This is a genomic window from Thermococcus indicus (assembly GCF_006274605.1).
Taxonomy (GTDB): Archaea; Methanobacteriota_B; Thermococci; order Thermococcales; family Thermococcaceae; genus Thermococcus; species Thermococcus indicus.
In genome coordinates, this window is sequence record NZ_CP040846.1 from 1269250 (window position 1) to 1288195 (window position 18946).

An 18946-nucleotide genomic window follows, 5' to 3' on the forward strand; every position below is an offset into this window, starting at 1 on the left:
GTGGCGGTCAAAAACTCTGAAGATGGTCTTTAATTTTGTGGTGTCAATCAATCCGAAGAAACCTCAAGGGGCGATCCTTATTCTCTCGGCCGCGTCCCTCTCGACGAGAACCTTCCCGAGGCTCCTGGGGATGACGACGAGGTCGCCGGCCCTGAACGGCCCGTATTCCCTCAGCTCGGGGTCGAGTATCTTCGGAAGGTCAATCTTGATTATGTACGCCTCGCTCGGGGCCGTTCGTTTCAAGGGCTCTGCCGGGCTCTCCGGGACCCTCTCTGGAAGTTCCTCTTCCGCGACCTCGGGAACGGCAAGTTCCTCACGCTCAATGAAGGCCCTCAGAACCGTGAATATCTTCTTCTCCTCGGCCGTCAGCTCGCCGGGTATTCCTTCAACCGCCAGATCGACGATTTTATGGAGCCGGATTTTGATTATCTCCCGCATGAGCTTCTCAGCTATTCCCAGCTGGGCAAGGTAAAGCCTCTCCTCTATGTCCTCGCCCCTCTCGCGGGAGCTCTCCGCGCTGAGCTTTAGGGCTTTAATTAGGCTGTCGAACTCGCGGTAGAATTCCCCGTCCAGCTCCGTGAGGTCCGGAGATGAAAGTTCCTGTTCTAGCAGTTCCCTGAGCTTGACGATGTCCACGCTACCACCAGCCGGACTAAATGGAATGAGAGGGGAAGAAATCAGTCCTCGACGCGCGGGGCGAGGAGGAATATCAGCCTGCCCTCGTCCCTTATCGGGTACTCCATTTGGAGGGGCATCTCGTTGCCGAACCGGATTATGACCTCGTCGGCCTTGCCGATGCCCTTTATCATGTCCGCGAGGTAGCTGATTCCGTAGGCGCTCTTGGTTTCCTCCTCAACCTCAAGGTCGAGCAGGCCTTCGTCCTCAAGGGTGAGCTTTATTTCGACCTCGTTGGTCTCTCCCTCGGCGCGCATTATGAACTCGTTCTCGGTGGCTATGAACTTCATGGCGTCGCTGACAAGGGAAGCGTCCTTGACGGCCTCCTTGAGAACCTCACCGAGGACGATGACCTTGGCGGTGAACGGCAGCTCCGGGAGGTCGAGCTCAAGCTCCTCAACCTCGATGAGCGGGAGCTTGAAGGTTCTCTTGGCGGTGCCTTCGAAGGTGACCTCGAGGAAGTTCTCGTCGCCCTTTCTGAGGATAAGGGTGTCCTTGTTCTTGCCGCGCTTGAGTATCTTCTTGAAGTGGTCCATGTTGATTCCTATGGTTTCCTCTTCCTCGACCTCGTACTTGGAGAAGATGCTCTCCGGGAGGTTGAGGTCGATGAGAACGACCCTGCTCGGGTCCATCGCGCGCATTCCAATTCCTTCCTCGGTTATCTTGAAGGCAGCCTCGTCGATGAGGTTGCTCGCGGTGGCTATAAGATCGGCAAAATCCTTGGCACCATCGAAAACTATTTCGAACGGCATCTCTACCCCTCCTTCAGTATATCGAGCATCAACCTAACCCTCTCTTTTCCGCGGAATAAATAAGCTTTTCCGTTGTCGGTGTCGGGTGTCCTCCGGTAGGCCTCTTCAAGCTCCTTCAGGGCCTTCTCTGCGAGCTTCCTGAGGGTTTCGCGCTCAAGCTCTTTCGCATTCACTCGTAGGCCCTCCAGACGTGGCCGCACTTGGTGCACTTGTAGAATATGGTGCTCGGCTCATCGCCGGCCCTCGTCTGCATCTCCCACCAGTAGGCGGTATCGTTGCCGCACTTCGGGCAGGTGACCTTGGTGGTCGGCAGGGTCGTGACGTCCTGCTCGACGACGATGATTCCCTCGTCGGGCTTGTGCTCGACCTTCTGGGTAATCTTTGTTTTCTCCCTATCTTTCTCTTCATCAAAGGGCTCCTCATAACCGCATGAGCGGCATACCCATACCTTCCTCTTCCTGTCAGGGAGCATGAGGTTACCGCACTTTGGACAGAACTTCATTTTTTCACCTCCTTCAGCCGAGGGTTCGGTATGTGGGAGGAGAATAAAAAGTTTTGCCAGGGGTTGGCTCAGAGGAGGCCGTTAATTTTTGTCCTGAGAACCTCGTGAATGGGGATTACGCTCACTCATTTCTCGACGGGCCTTCCAAACACGAGGTTATCATTTCAATCCTAATTTAACGTTTTCCTCGAAGTCCTCCAAGTCCCAAACCTGCCAGCCTTCATCGTTTAGCTTTTCTTTCCCTTCCACGCCCTTAGCAACGATCCCATAACGCTTCTCCCACCCCTCAAGCCCAACCAGCTCAGCCTTCCTCTCCAACTCCTTCAAAATGCCCCGCGCCTCTCGCCCGCCAAGGTTTTTCCACTTGACCTCAACGAAGAGCGCCTGTCTCTCCCTTTCATTCAAAGCCACCAAATCGACCTCTTCCCCCTTCCTCCACCATCTTCCAATTTTGGTGAAGCGGAAGGGAAGTTCCCCAGCCTTGTTCAGCTCGATTAAAAATTGCCGTGCAACCTCCTCAAAAATCCAGCCGAGGTACTCGTTAAGGTCGCCCATAATGATATCCACGAGAAGCTCTCCCTGTCCGGTCTCCACCAGATCCTCGTTCGGGTGAACGTAGCGGAACCAGAAGGCGAAGTAGGGGTCGGCTATATAGTATCTCCCTCTCCGGCTCTTCCTGCTCGCCGTGACTGGAACTTCCCTCTTTACGAAGCCGAGGTCGATGAGAACGCTGAGGTACTTCCCAACGGTCCCCCTCTCAAGTCCCGTTTCGTTCATAATCTCGCCGAGCGTCGTCTTCCCCCTCGCGATGGATTCCATTATCGCGAAATAGTTCCTCGGCTCGTCGAGTTCTTCCATAAGGACGAAGCGGGCGTCTCCGTAGAGGAAGGAATCCGGCTGGAAGTAGGATTTAAGGTTCTCCTCGATGCTCTTTGAGTCGTCAAACTCAAGGAGATAAGCTGGTGTTCCCCCGAGGATTCCATAGGCTCTAACGAACTCCTCAATCGAGTAGCGGGGCAAAAAAGCCCTCGCCCCGAAGAAGCCCAGCGGATTCACCCTCAGCTGTGCCGTCCTCCTGCCGTATATCGGGCTCTTGTAGCCGAGAAGCCTTTCCATCATCGAGACGCTTGAGCCACAGATGACGAGGTAAATCTGGCTTTTACTCAGCTTTAAGTCCCAGTACTCCTGGAGGATTGATGGCAAAGCGGGGTTGGCCTTCACCAGATATGGGAACTCGTCGATGATGACTACCAGTCTTTTCTCGGCTTTCGTATGGAGGTATTCAAAGAATGCGTCCCAGCTCTGAAAGGGGTTCTTTTCGAGGAAACCGTCGTTAAAGTGCTCGGCTATCCTTTGGGAAAACCGCCTGAGGTTTTCGGCCTCGCTCGTCTCTCTTGCGAGGAGGTAAATTCCACCGTTTCTTTTGAGGAACTCAAGGAGGAGTGCCGTTTTTCCGATCCTCCTTCTGCCGTAGATGACGATGAACTCAGCCTTCCCTCTTTCGAGCCTCTCTTCAAGCAGGGAAAGCTCTGCCTGCCTATTGATGAACATAATTTACTCACCAGTAAATTACTTGCAAGTAAATTATTTAAAAGTTGTGTCCGGATTTACTGTGACTGGGCAGTTCTGCTTTCTCCTCAACCCTCAACCTCAAACTCCACGCTCGCGTTCCTGCATCCCAAGGGCCATCCGCAGATTTCCTTCACGAGCCTGTACCTTCCGGGAGGAAGGTCGGGATAGGGACGGGGTTCCCCTGGGGATTCGTTTTCCGGCAGGTATTTCAGGGCAACACTCTGCCTCCAGGAATGGAATGGGGACAGGTCGTGGAGCACGGCGATAAAGATAAACGGAGTTCTTACTCCAACCCAGCTCCCGTTCTCCCACCGGTAGATGAGGTAGCCCTGGCCGAAATAAATCGGGGTTAGGCCGACGTTCCTTATCGTCAGCTCCGGCTCTTCTCCGGCTGAATACGTGCGCTTATCGAGGCTTATCATGAAGTGCGGTCCGGTGAGGCCCCAGAGGAGAAGCACCAGAAGGGTTATTCCAGCTCCAGTCTTCCACCTCATTCAACCACCTCGAACTCAGCGGAGAGGGTTATCCCGTCACTCCCGCTCCCACAGCGCCCCCTGTCAATGGTCACGGTCTTCGTAATCCTGTACCTGCCGGGCGGCAACGGTTCAAGCTTCCTGGCACCGTCAGAAACGTGTGTAACAAGGGGCACGGTTTGGCTCCAGTTGCCGCCGGGAGGTATCGTGTAGCCTATACCGGTGAACGAGAACCCGAGGTTGAGTTCTTCCCATCTTCCGTTTTCCAGGCGGTAGAGCCTGTACGAGGCACCCACGAGTAAGGTCTCGCTTCCGTTGTTGATTATCGTGAGGGTGAGGTCCTCATCCACGCGATAGGTGCCTTTGTCGAGTCGCATGACGGCGGTTCCAGCATCGGAGAGTGTGTTTTTAGCTGTCTCACGTGTTCCGGCGTAGAGAATTCCAAGAAGGAGAACGAAGACGGCGAAAACAACCAGGATCCGATTCACCAGCCCGCCCCCATCAGCCCCTCACGTCGAACTCGGCCGAGGCTTTAATCCCTATACTCCTCTTATTCACCGGCTCTGTAACCACTACAGTTTTCTCTATTTTGTAGCGGCCCGGCTCGAGGTTGAGGTCAGCCAGGTTCACCCGCTGCTCCCAGCTTTTTCCGGGCTCTATTATGACGGCTATCTCTATGAACATTAGGTTCACCGGAACCTCCTTCCACGTTCCATTCTCCAGTCTGTAGAGGCTGAAGTGGTAGCTCGTGGTGAAGTTGACGTTTCCGTTGTTGGTTATCGTTATGACCATCGTGTCGTTGGGGGAGTAAACCGTCCTGTTGAGTTTCATGAAGTCATTCATCGGCCGGCACTCCGGTGTGGAGTTCTCGATTATCGGACAGCCTCCGGTAGGAGCGTGGGCGATGTTCCCTTCTCCGGGGCCGCTGTTGGCAGATCCTCCCCAGTAGGAAGCGAAGTAATACCCGACCGGAATCAGAAGAACTATCAGCAGGACTGGAATAATTTTCCTCACGCCGCACCACCAGAGGAGAGTGTGCAAAAATCCTTTTAACCCTTCCCAACGCTTCAAACGGGATTGCAGCGAAAAGGAAGAAAAGAGGTCACTCCCTGAGCGGGAGCCCGTGGTCGAAGGAGTAGTAAACCCTCTGGAAGTTCATCCTGAAGTAGAAGACGTCGCGCTCGACCTTCTTCGGGTCCTCCTTGTCTATGAGGACGCGCTTGATGAAGTGCGCTATCTCCTTCATGTCGTCCTCCATCATTCCAACGCGGGTCATCTCCTGGACGCCTATGCGCAGGCCGCTTGGCTTCTCGACCTTCTCGAGCGGGTCCCAGGGCAGGAGGTTCTTGTTGAGGATTATGCCGGCCTCTTCGAGGAGCGGTGCTGCCCATCCGCCAGCCGCTTCGTGGAGGTCGCTGACGTCGACGATGACCTGGTGGCTCTCGGTGTAGCCCTTGTCCTCACCGATGACCTTGAAGCCCTCCTCGGCAAGGGCCTCGGCAAGGGCCTTGGCGTTCTTGACGATCTGGGCAGCATAGCGCTCACCGTACTCAAGCATCTCCGCCGCGGTAACGGTCTTTCCAGCCATGTGGTGGAGGTGGTGGTTGCTGAGCACACCCGGGAAGATGGCCCACTGGAGCTTGGCAATCTCCTCGGTCTCGCCAAAGCGCTTGTAGATGATGACACCGCCCTGCGGTCCCGGGAAGGTCTTGTGGGTCGAGGCGGTGATTATGTCAACGCCCTCCCTGAGCGGGTCCTGGAACTGCTTTCCGGCGATGAGACCGAGAACGTGGGCACCGTCGTACATGACGTAGGCACCGACCTCCTTGGCAACCGGCGCAAGCTCCTTGACCGGGTGCGGGAACGGGAAGAGCGAGCCACCGAAGACGACTATCTTTGGCTCGAGCTCGCGTATGAGCTTCTCGGCCTTGTCCACGTCGATGTTGAACTCCTCGTTGTCGAAGGGCCAGGTATGGACCTCAAGGCCGCGCATTCCGGCGGCACCGAAGGGCATGTGGCTTATGTGTCCGCCGTGGCTGGTGTGGAGAACTATCGCCTTGTCACCCGGCTGGGTAAGGCCGAAGAAGACCGCCTGGTTGGCGTTGGTTCCGGAAATCGGCCTGAGGTCGGCGAAATCGCTTCCGAAGAGCTTGGTGAAGAGCTCGACACCGATGAGCTCGACCTCATCAACGTACTTGCAGCCCTGGTAGTAGCGGGCCCTGGGCCAGCCCTCGGCGTACTTGTGCATGAAACCGCTCGCCACCGCGCGGGTGACGCTCGGAGAAGTCACGTTTTCACTGGCAATGAGGTTTATCGTGTGCTTCCTCCACTTCTCGTGGTCCTCAAGGAAGTCCATAACCCTGTCGCGGTATGCTTTGTATCCTTCAGCCATGTGGAACACCTCGATGGGGATTTGAGCGCGGGGAATATAAATCTTACCGCATGTGTTCACGTGTACAGAAATGGGCAGCACAGTGACGGAGATGGAACGGTGATGAACCCTTTTGAATTTGAAAAAGGGAGACTCAGCGGCGGAGCTTCGCCGCCACCCACATCAGGATTGGAAGCACTATAAACGCCAGCATGTCGCCGGTGTCGCCCGCGAACGCAAGCACGTCGGCGAAGTTCCTGACGCCTGCAAAGTATACCGCGGCGGGGGGAACGACGGTCAGGGCCCACGCGGCTTTTCTGTTCAGCTTCACGAACTCCTCCGTGTTGCTCTGCTGTGCCAGTGCGATGCCTATGTAGCTCGTGGTTATCGCGAGGAGAGGTATGAGGTTGCCGATGATTCTTCCGAGGTGGCCATAGAGCAGCTCGAGTCCCTGCGTGGCTATCTCCGGGGTCTCCTTTCCGAAGACCAGCAGGAAGGCTGCCATGAAGACCGCGTAGATGGCCGTCGGGATGAGGAAGGCCAGCACGATGACCTTCTTGGTTTCCTCGTAGCTCCCGAGTCCCTTGTAAACGTCGGGGATTATCGTGTGGCAGCCGAGGGCGAAGATTGCCACACCGGTTATACTCAGTATTCCGCCCAGTTCTGTGTAGAGGCCGTTCTCAAGCTCGGCGTGGGGAACGAGCATCAGCGTGACGCCTATGAAGAGCGCCAGCATGACGTAGCTCATTATCAATTCGGTCTTTCCACTCGCCTCGAGGCCGCGGTAAACGACGAAGGAAGCGAGGACCCAGAATATCGCCGCTCCAACCGTGTCAGTGACGCCAAAGAGGCTCGCGAAGACGCTTCCCATTCCGGCAATGTACGCCAAAATCGCCCCGAAGCTCATTATGAAGATGCTCACGTACATCAGCCAGCCGCCGGCCTTTCCGAGGGTCCTGTTGGCGATGGTGCTCATCTGCGCTCCGCCCATCTCGGCCGAGAACTTGAGAACTATGAACGCCGTAGCGAGCATCAGGAGCATAACGCCCGTGAGAACCCCCAGTGCGGGGATAAGGCCGACCTTGCTCGCCGCGTAGGGCAGGCCAAGAACGCCGGCCCCTATCTGGGTACCGACGAGTATTGCCAGCGCCTCGTTCTTTGAGATATGCGCTTTTTCCACCCGTATCGTGCTCGTCCTTATCGCCGCGACCCCCTTCCGCTTCCTCATGAGCTGTATCAGCGCGGCCCTCCTTCTCAGCTTCTTCCGTCTCGCCAGCGCCTGCCTCTCGGCGTAGTACCTTCCGTGTGATGTGGTGACCTTTTTCCTTGGGGTTCCATCCGTTATGGGCATCCTCTCACCTCCCTGTTCCCGCGGATGTGTTCATGAATACAATTTAAACCCTCGCACGGAAACATGAAGCGTATTTCAAAGATTATTCGGACGGCAGGGGAAGGGTCCTAAACGGTGGGGAGAATTTTTAAGGATATCCGAGTAGGTGTGAACATGATAGAGGAGGCTGCCAAACTCCTGGCCCGTTCGAGGTTTGCAATTGCTTTTACGGGTGCTGGAATAAGCGCTGAGAGCGGCGTTCCTACTTTCAGGGGGTTCAACGGGCTGTGGAAAAAGCACCGGCCCGAGGAACTCGCGACGCCGGAGGCTTTTCAGAAGGACCCATACCTCGTGTGGGAGTTCTACAAGTGGAGGATGGACCTGATAAAATCGGCAAAGCCCAACAGGGCCCACTATGCTCTGGCCGAGCTGGAGGAGATGGGCATTCTGAAGGCCGTCATAACCCAGAACGTTGACGACCTCCACCGGGAGGCAGGGACGAGAACCCTCATCGAGCTCCACGGCAACATATTCCGCGTTAGGTGCACCTCCTGCAACTATAAGGAAAACCTCAAGGGGAGCGGAAGGCTGGAGGAGTTCTTGGCAGAGAAGGACCTTCCCCGGTGCCCGGACTGTGGCTCTCTCCTGCGGCCGGACGTCGTGTGGTTCGGGGAACCCCTCCCGAGGAGAGCCCTCCACGAGGCCTTCAGGCTCGCAGAGAGGGCTGACCTCGTCCTGGTCATAGGCACCAGCGGCGTCGTTTATCCTGCCGCTTACATTCCCCAGATAGTCAAGGAAACGGGCGGAAAGGTTATCGAAATAAACCCGGATGAGAGCGGGATAACGCCCATAGCCGACGTTTTCCTCCGCTGTCCCGCCGGCGAAGCCATGGAGAAGCTGATGAGAAGGGTTAAGGGGCTGATAGGATGAGCGGAAAGGTTCTGCTGGTTGGATTTCTGCCCGGGGAAGTCGAGCAACTGCGGAAAGCCGTTTCAGTTCCGGTTTTTGAGGTTCCGGAGTACTGCAGGGACTGGGTCGTGAGCGAGGTCGTTGAGAAGGCGGAGGAGCTGAGCGGCTCGAGCTACTGGCACCTGAGGAAGTTCGTGATAATGCACGACGTCGACAACGAGACCCTGAAGGGCATCATAGGAACCGTTAAGTCCCTCGGCCTGGGCAGGGTCATCTTCGCCACGACCACCGAGACCTCGCTAACCTGGAAGCTTGAAGACCTGCTCAACGAACTTATGGCCGAGGACGAGTACTTCAAGGCCGCACGCTGGGCCCGCGAGGAGGCGAAGAAGCGGAAAGGACCATTCCTCGACATCGAGAGGAAGTGAACCCTCCCGAAAGGTTAAATATCTTGAACGAGTAGACTGCGGTGGGTGAAGGGATGATAAAGGTCGTGTTCTTTGACCTGGACGACACGCTCGTGGACACGAGCAGGCTGGCCGAGATGGCGCGCCGAAACGCGATAGAGAACATGGTGCGTCACGGTCTCCCCGTTGACTTTGATACCGCCTACCACGAGCTCCTTGAGCTGATAAACGAGTACGGGAGCAACTTCGGCAGGCACTTCGATTACCTGCTCCGGCGCCTCGACCTGCCCAGCAATCCGAAATGGATAGCCGCCGGCGTCATAGCGTATCACAACACCAAGTTCGCCTACCTGAGAACCGTTAAGGGTGTTAGGAGGGTTCTCCTTGATCTCCAGAGGGCCGGCTACCGGCTCGGGATAATAACCGACGGCGACCCGATAAAGCAGTGGGAGAAGATTCTCCGGCTTGAGCTCGATGCCTACTTCGACGAGGTATTCATATCGGACTACCTCGGCGTCAAGAAGCCCCACAGGAAGATATTCGAGAAGGCCCTAAGGAAGATGAAGGTGGAGCCCCGGGAGGCCGTGATGGTCGGGGACAGACTGTATTCCGATATCTACGGGGCGAAGCAGGTGGGTATGAAAACCGTGTGGTTCAGATACGGTAAATATGCCGACAGGGAGCTTGAATACCTCGAATACGCGGATTCAACCGTGAACTCTCTGGATGAGATTCTGGATATAGTCAGGGGGCTGAACCTTGAAGAGGAAGAGCGTCCAGATAAGGAAGTTCATGCTGATTGACTCCGCCTACAAATCAAGAATCCTCCGGGGAGACAAGGTCACAACGATACGCTACGGCGACTACGAAGCTAAACCGGGGAGCGAAATCTACCTCGTGATAACTCCGAGCGACACGGCCATAGCGAAGGTCAGGATAACCCGCGTTGAGAAGAAGAAGGTTAAGGAGCTCACCAACGAGGATGCAAAGCTCGATGGCTTCTCCGACGTCAGGGAGCTCGTCAGGGAGCTGAGCAAAATCTACGGCGAGCTTTACGGCGACGACGAGGTCACGGTGATAGGCTTTGAAGTCATCAAGCGCTTTGACGACGGTATCCCGCTCAAGTGGCTCAAGGGCCTGAACTATCACGAGCCGGCGGAGATAGCGAGACTTTACCTTGAGAACAAAGAAAAGTTGAACCTCAACCGCGAGACGGACTTCATAATGCGCCGCATCTACAACGAGGGCCTCGGAAGGGCCGTCAGGACCTTCGGGCCAAAGAAGGTCCAGCAGGCGCTCCTCAAGACCTACCACGCCCTCTACGCTGAGGGTGTAATCTGAGCCGGTGAGAGAAAAGCTTTTTTACGGCTTCGCCTTTCTTCAAACGCCATGGTGAAGGTTAAGTTCGATGCCAAGTTTGCCGCGCTTACAGCGGGAGTTTTCATCGTTCTGGTTCTCCAGGCGGCCGGTTTACTCCACGGAATAAACGAATGGGTTAATTCGAGGCTCCCCCTCGTTGATACGCCCCTGATGAACTTTCTCACGGGGTTCGGTGGCGACATATTTCTCGCGCTGTTCGGGGCATTTGCCGTAATCACCGAGTGGAGGAAGAACGGCAGGGTTTCCCGGAACACGCTCCTTTTCATTCTCGCCGTCGCGATAGGTCTAGCCGCCGTCGGTGCCCTCAAGTTCATCTTTGCAGAACCGAGGCCGAGACCCTACGGGCCGGGCATAGGGGGCTACGCCTTTCCCTCGGGTCACACCTTCCGCGCGGCGGTAATAGCGGCCTACGGCTCGGACCGCTGGAGAAAGTACGCTCCTCTCTTCTGGGCCTACGCCGCTGGAATAGCCCTCACGAGGCTGTTCCTTCACTACCACTGGTTCGGCGATGTCCTCTTCAGCCTGCTCTTTGCCCCCTGGCTCTACCTCCTGCTCAAATCACTCCTCGGAGGGAAGTTCGAATGAACGGCTTCCTTGAGGTTTTCCTGCTCTCCCTCGTCCCGACCTTCGAGGGGCGCTACGCGATAGTATACGGCATTGGTATGGGCTACCCACTCTGGGAAACGCTTTTAGCGGCATCCCTCGGTGTTTTGCTCCTCTCGCTGGTTCTTCCGGCGGCTCTTCCTTACATAGACAGGCTGATGCTCTGGCTTGAAAAAACAGCCCTCAGAAAGGTGGCCCACCTCTACCTCTACTACGTCGAAAGGGTTAGGAGAAAGGCCCACCCCTACGTGGAGAAGTGGGGCTTCATCGGGCTGACGATATTCGTGGCGATACCGCTCCCCGGAACGGGCGTCTGGACCGGTGCTTTAGCCGCTTACCTCCTCGCCATAGAGAAGAGGCAGACGGTTCCGGCTCTAATCCTCGGCGGGCTTTTGAGCATGGCGATAACCCTGCTGCCGGCTTTAGGGATTTTTGGGTAAAAAGAGAAGCTCAGGTAAGGCTCTTTCCCCTCGTCTCCTCTCCCAGAGCCAGGACGTCCAGCGCGCCGATTATTGCAACGACCGCTATTACGAGCACCGCCAAAGCGCTCCCACTCAGCTCCATTATCCTTCCGGCAAGGATGGGCGCGATTCCCCCGCCTATCCTCGCCATCGCTCCCGCCCAGCCGGTTCCGGTGCCCCTGACTGCAGTAGGATAGAGCTCCGGCGTGTAGGCGTAGATGGCTCCCCAGGCACCGAGGTTGAAGAAGCTGAAGGCTATCGCGCTCGCGATTATCGCCCCCTCGTTGCCAGCGCTTGCCGCGAAGTAGAAGCCGACGCCCGCTATTCCCGAGAGCAGGAGGTAGTATGAGAGGGTCTTCTTCCGGCCGATTTTTTCGAGGAGATAAGCGGCGCTCCAGTATCCGGGCAGCTGAGCTATCGCCGTGATGATGAAGTACTGGAAGCTCCGGAAAACGGTGATTCCGAGGGTGGCTGAGAGGAACTTCGGAAGCCAGATGAAGAAGCCGTAGTAGGCGAAGGCGATGCTGAACCAGGCTATCGTGAGCATGAGCGTAACCCGTCCATACTTCCTCCAGAGGTCTCCGACCGAGGCTTTCTTTTCCCCTTTCGGGGCCTCAAGCTTGACGCTCACGCCGAGCACCTTTCTGATGGTCTCCTCGGCCTCCTTAACGCGTCCTTTGATGAGCAGGTAGCGGGGCGACTCCGGAAGCGTGAGGAGGAGCGGTAGGATGAGTAATATCGCACCGCCGAAGAGCAGTATGCTCCTCCAGTCAGCCTTTACGAGAACCGCAACGACGCCGATGATTATCGTTCCTATCGCCCAGAAGCTCTCGAGGATCGAAATCATCGCGCCCCTTATCGAGCGGGGCATGAACTCGGCGAAGTACGAGCTCGCGACCGGCAAGGAGCCACCGAGGCCGAGGCCGACGATGAAGCGGAGGACTATGAGGGTGTCCAGATTCCCTGCGAACGAGCTGACTATCGAGCCGAGGGAGAAGGTTGAGACTGCTAAGATGAGCGTCTTCTTCCGCCCAATCCTATCGGCAAGGTAGCCGAAGAGCCACGCGCCGAAGAGCATGCCGAAGAGCGCCGCCGAGCCGAGAGAGCCGAGCTTTGTCAGGCTCCCCTGGAAGGCCGGGTCGTTCTTGAGCAGGGCTATGACGAATCCTGCCGAGATGGTGTTCACCGCTATGAACGCCCATACGGTTCCGAGGATGGCCAAAAGCGTGTAGTGGAACTTATTCAACCGGGAGTTTTCGATGGCCTCCACAGCTCTCACCCGATTTCATTTGCATGAAGATGTTTTTAAGCGTTTTCTCGGTTGTTCCGTCCTGTTACACAGGTTTGGACAATTTCCCGGAGATTTCGGAAAGTAACGTGACTCCTGGTTCTCTGATGCTGGAGATTATGGTCTTTGCGCCATTCAAAAACCTTAAATCCTTCGGGGATTCAACTTCCCATCCCGGGTGGTGAGATGAATCTGCTGGGAAGGTACAGGCTCCTTTTCATTCTCATGAACACGGGCTTCATCGGGAACCTCACGGTCATCTACTACCTTTCGAAGGGCATTACCTACGGTCAGATCGGTCTCGTGAGCGCAATCTCGGCGCTGGGCTTCTTTCTCTTTGAGGTTCCGACCGGTGTCGTGGCCGACAAGGTGAGCAGAAAGACCAGCGTGCTTATCGGAATGGCGCTCTTCTCCCTCGGAACGGTCATCCTGATTCTTCTCCAGAACTTTCCCATGCTGATAGCCTACGCCGTCATCTCTTCCCTCGGGGCGACCTTCGTGAGCGGCAGCCTTCAGGCGTGGCTTTTCGACAATTTGAAGCACATTGGAATGGAAAAGCGCTACCGCGAGGTTATGAAGAACGTTAAAACGCTGACGCTTATTTTCTCCGCGTTCTCGATTTCAATCGGTGCCTTCCTGGCACAGCTTTACGGGTTTACCCTTCCCCTCGTCATGACTCTCATCATGGAGCTCGGCGCCCTATTGACGGCGCTCTCGATACCCGAGTACGAGTTCAAGAAGCCCGAGGTTTCATACCACCTCCACGTTCTACACTCAGCCAGGGAGCTTTTAAGGGCAGACCTTCTTCCTTTGGTTCTCATCTCAATCGCCGTGACGATGTCAATTAACCAGTTCCGGCAGTTCTTCGAGCCTTACCTAGGAGAGATACTGGCGAGAGGTCTTGAGACGACCCTCATGGGCACCCTCGGACTTCTCGGCATCGTCGAGGTTGTTATCAAAACCCTCCCCCGGCTCATTGGGATTAGACTGGGGAAGAAGTGGAGCGTGAGGGCCTACGAAGCCGCTCCCCTCGCGATTCCGGTTTTTACAGCCCTCTCAGTGCTCTTCCAGAACCCGCTCTTCATCGTCCTGCTTGGAGTCCTTGCGACAATCGTCAACACGGCCTTTGGCTTCAACGTCTCCATAGAGTTCCAGCACAGGATACCGAGCGAGAAGAGGGCGACTGTTCTGTCCCTCGAGGTGATGTTCTCCGCGGTGGTGATGGCCCTCTTCTACACCCTCTACGGGTTCGCCGTTGACAGGTTCGGGTTGAGTGAAGCCAGACTGCTGTTCGCGGTGGTTCTTTTCGGCATCGGCCTGGCTTTCAAGCTGGCCAGCCTCGGCCCGCTGAGAGAGCCACTAGAGCTGAGGTATCTGGCGGAGTAACATTTTTGGTTTTACCTCTGAAAGACCCTCTTAACGACTGGATCCGGAATGTAATACTCTCCGTAACCCGTGTGCTCGAGAAAGCCATAATCAACGAGGTTTCTTAGATACTTTCGCATGTCTTTACTGTCTATTCCCCGCCCTTCCCGAAGGGAGAGGGCGTTTAAAATGTCCCTTCTCCTTGCAGTCGGCTGGGATGAAGTAATTGTCGCTACTATCTCCATTATTGCCCTGTACCTCGGACTCAGTTCATCGAGTTCCCGAAATTCTGACTCAACGTATCCGCTGGCCTCTTCGAGAACGCTGTCTATTGCGTCCCAGTGGGAGCTACCATCGATTCGGTATGCCCCATAGTGAGTGAGCCAGCCAGGAACGCCGTCAAGGGTTCTAACTGCGGATAGAAGTTCTCTCGTTGGCACTTCAATACCGTATTCGGCAAAACCCCTCTCCAGAAATTCAAGGCTTTCGGAAGGGTTAAATCGGGGAAGCTTTATCCTGACATGGTACCGCCCGTATAGTGGGGCGCTGTAGTCTCCAAAACGGAGGAATTTCTCAAGAACGCCAACCTGAGATCCCGTTAATACAACTGCGATATTTTGAAGGGTGTCATATACCCACGAAAGGAGAAGGGTAAAATCGTTTCGGGCAAAGCGCAGATACTGGGCCTCGTCGAACGCTATCACAGCAAGTTCGTGTTTTTCATTTATATCTTCAAGAGCCTCCGTTAGTTCCTCTGGTTTCGATTTAAGCCTTATACCGTAACCCCTAACGCTTATCCCCTCGATGCGGGACACTATTCTCGAAAACCTGTCCCTGCTCAGGAGTTCAAGGTCGCTTGTAATGACCTTTGAAGGGTTGTACATATTTATTGAAGCTGCCTTACGTGAGTCAATGATTAGGTAGGGGATTTTTTTTGTACGGTAGAGTTCATTAAGGGTAGCATATAAAAAGGTGGTTTTCCCTATTCTTCTTGGTCCAGTTATCACGAACAAACGTCTTCCGTTCTCAAGCTTTTCAATGAACTCAAGAAACTCTGCCTTCCTACCGAACACATCCTTTATGGAAGTTTTTGGTTCAACACTGAACAACATATCCCTACCCCAAAATGGGGTGGGGTGCTTGAATTATAAAAATCTTGCCCTTTTCAATGAAAGGGCCGAAAAAGCAGGGTACCCCAAAAGGGGGTATGAACTAAACTGTACATCATGCACCCAACAAAAAGAAAGGGAAAGCCTCACTTCGTAGCCCTCGTTATGCCAACGTCCTCCACGAGAACGTACGGCGTTGAAACCGGCGTGCTGACCTCCCACCAGTGGACGTGGTGGCTCTCCTTTCCGAGGGCCTTGATCCCCTCAAGGATCCTCTGGAAGTTGTCGCTGACGCGGATGTTCCTTATCGGCTTAAGCTCGCCGTTCTCGACGAGGAACATCCCATCCCTCGGAATGGTCGAGAAATCGCCGGCGACGTAGTTCTGGAATCTCGTGTACCAGACGTTGGTGATGTAGATTCCCCTCTTCACCTCGCTGAAGAGCTCCTCCTTGGTGTAGTCCCCGGGCTCAAGGACGATGTTCCACGCGTGGGGCATCATTAAGCCAGCGTTGGCCGTTGTTTCGGTTCCGTACTTCTTCGCCATGCTCGTGTTGAGGAGGAAGGTCTTGAAGGTTCCGTTTTCAATGATGGTCGTTTCCCTCGTAGGCACTCCCTCGTCGTCGAACTTTCTGCTGCCGTAACCGTTGGGCATGTTGCCGACGTCCTTTATCGTGACGATTTCATTGGCTACTTTCTGACCCAGCTTGTTCACCAGGAAGCTAAAACCGGCCTCTGCCGCGTAAGCCGATGTCATGAAGCTCATGTAGCTCAGCAGGTTCGCAAAGGCCAGCGGGTCGAAGATTACATCAAACTTTCCTTCCGGCCCCTGCTCCGGGTTCTGGGCGAGCTTTGCAATCTCGCCGGCCTTCCTTCCAGCGCTCTCGGGATCGAACTTCTTGAGAACCCTCACCGAGTTCGTTCCGTGTCCGCTCTCAAGGTCGCCGATGAAGGCCCTAACGCTTATCTCTATCCCCGTCCCCTCGTCAAAAGCTTCAACCCCGTTGCTCGTGGTTAAGTAAAGCTTGTTGTGGTCGGTGTAGAGAACGCCGGCAACTCTCTTGGCCCCTTCCTCAAGCGCCGCATTTATAGCACTCTCAACATACTCGTTCGGCTCGTCGAGTTCGACTATGGCCTTGTCGAAGGTCTCGGGAATGTCCCTATACTCGAACGGCCCTTGGGCTATTCCGTAGTAGTCCTCCTTCGGCGCCATTCCCTTCATGTTGCTCAGAAGGGTCTTCAGAGTCCGCTCGATGTTCTCCTCGCTCAGCTCGGTGATACTCGTTCCGGCAACGCGCTTCTCAAGCTCGACGAACAGCTCCACCTTCCTCTCGTGCCAGTTTTTCGCCACCGTTATCTCGTTGTTGGCGAAGCGGACCTGCCTGCGGTTGGTCTCGTAGGCTAAAACGACAATATCGTTGAAGCCGAGCTCTTTGGCCTTCTTAAGGATGAACCCATTAACGTCGAACATCTCCACCACCTCACGGCCTCCTCAGCGGTATGTCCCTGAGCCTTGCATGCGCTCCGCCCATCCAGACCGGGACGCCCTGTCCGGGCTCGCCTTTACCGCAGGTTCCCGGGAACATCTCGACCTCCCTGCCAACCGCATCGACGCTGCTCCACAGAGCTCTCGTGGTTATCTCAAGGATAGGCCTCCTGACAGGGTGCTTTATCTCGCCGTTCTCGATGAGGTAGGCCTCCCTGCCGATGTACCTCTGCTGGTAGCGCCTGTCGTCGATGTTCCACTCGTTGAACGAGACCATGTAAACGCCGAGCTTGACGTCCTCAATCAGCTCCTCGAAGGAGTGGTCACCGGGAGCGAGATAAGTGTTGGCCATCCTGACTATCGGCTCGCGGTTGTAGTTTATTGCCCTCGCGGCCGCGTTGGAGCGCTGGCCCAGCTTTGCCGCGTATTCTCTGTTCGTGAGGAACTCGGTGATTATTCCGTCCTTGATGAGGTACCTCGGCCTCGCCTTCACGCCCTCGTCGTCGTAGAGGTAGAATCCCCAGCTGTTCGGCAGGGTTGGGTCTTCGATGACGGTAACGGCTTCACTCCCGATCCTCTCGCCGAGCATGTCCGGCTTGACGAAGCTCTCTCCAGCTTGGGCCGCTTCCCTTCCGAAAATCCTGTCTGCCTCGTATGGATGGCCGACGCTCTCGTGGACGGCTATGCCTGCCACCTCCGGGCTTATGACAAGGTCAACCCTGCCTTCGGGTGGCTTCTGGCCTTCATAGATCAGCTTCTTGAGGGCCTGAACGTCCTTCACCGCCCAGTTCCACGGCTCGTCCTTCTCGATTAGCTCCAGGCCACCGGAGAAGGCCCTCTGAACGAAGGGTGCCTGCTCCATCTGGCCGTTCTCGAAGACGACGAGGTTGTACATGACAGAAACGCGCGGGATCTTGCTCTTTACGTATGCTCCTTCGCTGTTGACGAAGATTTTCTTCCACATCTGGTCGGAGTAGCCGAGGTATCTCATCGGGACGTTTACCCCGGTTGCTTTAACCTCCTCCTCGATTTTCCTGAGGAGTTCGAGCTTCTCCTCCGGAGAAATATCCCTGAAGTCCTTCTTCATCTTGACCTTGTAGGACACCCTATGAAAGTCCTCATCACTGAAAACTATCGGTTCCTTCCTCACCCTGGAGGCCGCCTTGGCCAGCTTGACGGCCTTCTTGACGGCCTCGCTCACGCTCTCTTTCGTGAGGACGTTGGTTGAAGCGAAGCCCATTCCTCCATCGACCAAGACCCTGATCCCTATCCCCCTGTCGGCGAGTATCTCAAGGCCTTCGGGGTTGCCGTTCTTCATAGCTAAGGAAGTGCCGTTCTTCTCCTCGAAGCGCGCTTCGGCGTAGCTAGCCCCCAGTTCGAGGGCCTTCTCAACGGCGAACTCCACGAGTTCATGCATGCACATCACCTCGGTTTACTGCATAGAATAGTGCGTCCGGAAGTATAAAAGTCTTTCCGTTAAGATGACGGTCGAAAAGACCTTAGCGGAGAGGAGCTTAAGGAGCTTGAAAAACTTTCCAAAGAAACGCTGGAAAACGGAGTGCCTTGGGAGGAAGCCAAGAGGGAGCTTGGCCTTTGAGGGCCTATTTTTGGAAAAGAGTAAACGTGAGGGGACTAAGACATATCCGCCATACCCTCATTGCTATTTCACTCGTGGTCGCACAAAGGGGTCATCTATAAGCCTGGTTTCAACGCCGTTCTTGGTATACCTTGCCATGACAAAGAGGCCTGATTTTGCGTTGAGTATGACAACGGGTCTGAAAGCGGCTTGGTTATGATGGGAATAGCAGAGTCCCCAGCAGGTGTACTCAATGACGAGTTGAGCCTGGGCACTAGCACCCCGTCTTTCAATCGCGGTTCTAATTGCGGCTTTGACCAGGGGGTACAGCTCGTGAGAAGGTAGTCTCTCGAATTTCTTCGAAAGTTCCTCAAGTGTTCCCTGGTGAATTTTCACAAAGGGGAACTCCCCATACAATTCACGGGAGAGTGTTTTCCCTTCCTGTCTTTTCTTGCATAATTCCAGCTCATACTCTACGAATTCCACGGGTAGATTGTATCTGAAGCTCTTTCCTCTTCGAATCCTAACGTCGTCCACGGTTAGCCCCTTCGACCGAAGCCACTCCATCAAATCCTTTTTGAGTTGATGGTCTGTTATGGTGTATCCTAACAGTTCCCTCACCAGGAGCTTTACATCGCCAAGCGTGATTGGCCCATCTTCAGGCTTCATAACTAATCCCCGACGGAGCA

22 protein-coding genes are annotated in these 18946 nt (G+C 55.3%); 7 read left to right on the forward strand and 15 right to left on the reverse strand.

What is annotated here, in order from left to right:
• Positions 1-63: 63 nt before the first annotated feature.
• From FH039_RS06995 to FH039_RS07035, 10 genes are all read right to left on the reverse strand, one after another.
• On the reverse strand, positions 64-636 hold the full coding sequence (locus FH039_RS06995; RefSeq protein ID WP_139680738.1) for a DNA replication complex subunit Gins51: 573 nt from the start codon (positions 634-636) through the stop codon (positions 64-66).
• A gap of 41 nt (positions 637-677) precedes the next feature.
• Entirely contained in the window at positions 678-1427 is a 750-nt protein-coding gene (locus FH039_RS07000) for a DNA polymerase sliding clamp (protein WP_139680739.1), read from the reverse strand.
• Between the two features lie 2 nt (positions 1428-1429).
• A complete protein-coding gene (locus FH039_RS12145) occupies positions 1430-1600 on the reverse strand; it encodes a hypothetical protein (protein WP_168188385.1) in 171 nt (56 codons plus the stop codon).
• Positions 1597-1929, reverse strand: a complete 333-nt coding sequence (locus FH039_RS07005; RefSeq protein ID WP_014011749.1) for a transcription factor S — start codon at positions 1927-1929, stop codon at positions 1597-1599. The genes FH039_RS12145 and FH039_RS07005 overlap by 4 nt, the downstream gene beginning before the upstream one ends.
• 159 nt (positions 1930-2088) lie before the next feature.
• Positions 2089-3480: an ATP-binding protein gene (locus FH039_RS07010; RefSeq protein WP_139680740.1), complete on the reverse strand. Its 1392-nt coding sequence runs from the start codon at positions 3478-3480 to the stop codon at positions 2089-2091.
• Positions 3481-3566: 86 nt separating this feature from the next.
• Positions 3567-3995: an immunoglobulin-like domain-containing protein gene (locus tag FH039_RS07015; protein ID WP_139680741.1), complete on the reverse strand. Its 429-nt coding sequence runs from the start codon at positions 3993-3995 to the stop codon at positions 3567-3569.
• Entirely contained in the window at positions 3992-4462 is a 471-nt protein-coding gene (locus FH039_RS07020; RefSeq protein WP_139680742.1) for an immunoglobulin-like domain-containing protein, read from the reverse strand. Before FH039_RS07020 ends, FH039_RS07015 begins: the two co-directional genes overlap by 4 nt.
• Before the next feature lie 13 nt (positions 4463-4475).
• Positions 4476-4988 (reverse strand): immunoglobulin-like domain-containing protein, encoded by a 513-nt coding sequence (locus FH039_RS07025; RefSeq protein ID WP_139680743.1) that lies wholly within the window; start codon positions 4986-4988, stop codon positions 4476-4478.
• 88 nt (positions 4989-5076) lie between these two features.
• On the reverse strand, positions 5077-6366 hold the full coding sequence (glyA, locus tag FH039_RS07030) for a serine hydroxymethyltransferase (protein ID WP_139680744.1): 1290 nt from the start codon (positions 6364-6366) through the stop codon (positions 5077-5079).
• A gap of 133 nt (positions 6367-6499) precedes the next feature.
• The gene (locus FH039_RS07035; RefSeq protein ID WP_139680745.1) at positions 6500-7696 is read right to left on the reverse strand and encodes an aromatic amino acid transport family protein; all 1197 of its coding nucleotides are present in this window, start codon (positions 7694-7696) and stop codon (positions 6500-6502) included.
• Between the two features lie 153 nt (positions 7697-7849).
• On the opposite strand from FH039_RS07035, the gene cobB reads away from it, so the two are divergent.
• Genes cobB through FH039_RS07065 form a run of 6 tightly spaced genes read left to right on the forward strand, consistent with a single transcriptional unit; the run spans position 7850 to position 11414 of the window.
• On the forward strand, positions 7850-8605 hold the full coding sequence (cobB, locus tag FH039_RS07040; RefSeq protein ID WP_139680746.1) for an NAD-dependent protein deacetylase: 756 nt from the start codon (positions 7850-7852) through the stop codon (positions 8603-8605).
• Positions 8602-9012 (forward strand): DUF3783 domain-containing protein, encoded by a 411-nt coding sequence (locus tag FH039_RS07045; protein ID WP_139680747.1) that lies wholly within the window; start codon positions 8602-8604, stop codon positions 9010-9012. Before cobB ends, FH039_RS07045 begins: the two co-directional genes overlap by 4 nt.
• A 53-nt stretch (positions 9013-9065) precedes the next feature.
• The gene (locus tag FH039_RS07050) at positions 9066-9794 is read left to right on the forward strand and encodes a TIGR02253 family HAD-type hydrolase (RefSeq protein ID WP_139680748.1); all 729 of its coding nucleotides are present in this window, start codon (positions 9066-9068) and stop codon (positions 9792-9794) included.
• Positions 9751-10332, forward strand: a complete 582-nt coding sequence (locus FH039_RS07055) for an ASCH domain-containing protein (RefSeq protein WP_139680749.1) — start codon at positions 9751-9753, stop codon at positions 10330-10332. Before FH039_RS07050 ends, FH039_RS07055 begins: the two co-directional genes overlap by 44 nt.
• A gap of 48 nt (positions 10333-10380) precedes the next feature.
• A complete protein-coding gene (locus FH039_RS07060) occupies positions 10381-10956 on the forward strand; it encodes a phosphatase PAP2 family protein (RefSeq protein WP_139680750.1) in 576 nt (191 codons plus the stop codon).
• Positions 10953-11414 (forward strand): COG2426 family protein, encoded by a 462-nt coding sequence (locus tag FH039_RS07065; RefSeq protein ID WP_139680751.1) that lies wholly within the window; start codon positions 10953-10955, stop codon positions 11412-11414. Before FH039_RS07060 ends, FH039_RS07065 begins: the two co-directional genes overlap by 4 nt.
• 10 nt (positions 11415-11424) lie before the next feature.
• Here the strand turns inward: FH039_RS07065 and FH039_RS07070 are convergent, their stop codons facing one another.
• Positions 11425-12705: an MFS transporter gene (locus FH039_RS07070; protein ID WP_139681722.1), complete on the reverse strand. Its 1281-nt coding sequence runs from the start codon at positions 12703-12705 to the stop codon at positions 11425-11427.
• A gap of 204 nt (positions 12706-12909) precedes the next feature.
• Between FH039_RS07070 and FH039_RS07075 the strand changes: the two genes are divergently transcribed.
• Complete coding sequence (locus FH039_RS07075; protein WP_139680752.1) at positions 12910-14109, forward strand: MFS transporter; 1200 nt, start codon at positions 12910-12912, stop codon at positions 14107-14109.
• Positions 14110-14120: 11 nt separating this feature from the next.
• Here FH039_RS07075 and FH039_RS07080 read toward each other — a convergent pair whose 3' ends face one another.
• The 4 genes from FH039_RS07080 to FH039_RS07095 form a co-directional block, all read right to left on the reverse strand.
• Entirely contained in the window at positions 14121-15200 is a 1080-nt protein-coding gene (locus tag FH039_RS07080) for an AAA family ATPase (RefSeq protein ID WP_139680753.1), read from the reverse strand.
• Between the two features lie 143 nt (positions 15201-15343).
• A complete protein-coding gene (locus tag FH039_RS07085; RefSeq protein WP_139681723.1) occupies positions 15344-16666 on the reverse strand; it encodes a TldD/PmbA family protein in 1323 nt (440 codons plus the stop codon).
• Positions 16667-16676: 10 nt separating this feature from the next.
• Positions 16677-18098, reverse strand: a complete 1422-nt coding sequence (locus FH039_RS07090) for a TldD/PmbA family protein (RefSeq protein WP_139681724.1) — start codon at positions 18096-18098, stop codon at positions 16677-16679.
• 243 nt (positions 18099-18341) lie between these two features.
• Complete coding sequence (locus tag FH039_RS07095) at positions 18342-18926, reverse strand: hypothetical protein (protein WP_139680754.1); 585 nt, start codon at positions 18924-18926, stop codon at positions 18342-18344.
• Between the last annotated feature and the right edge of the window lie 20 nt (positions 18927-18946).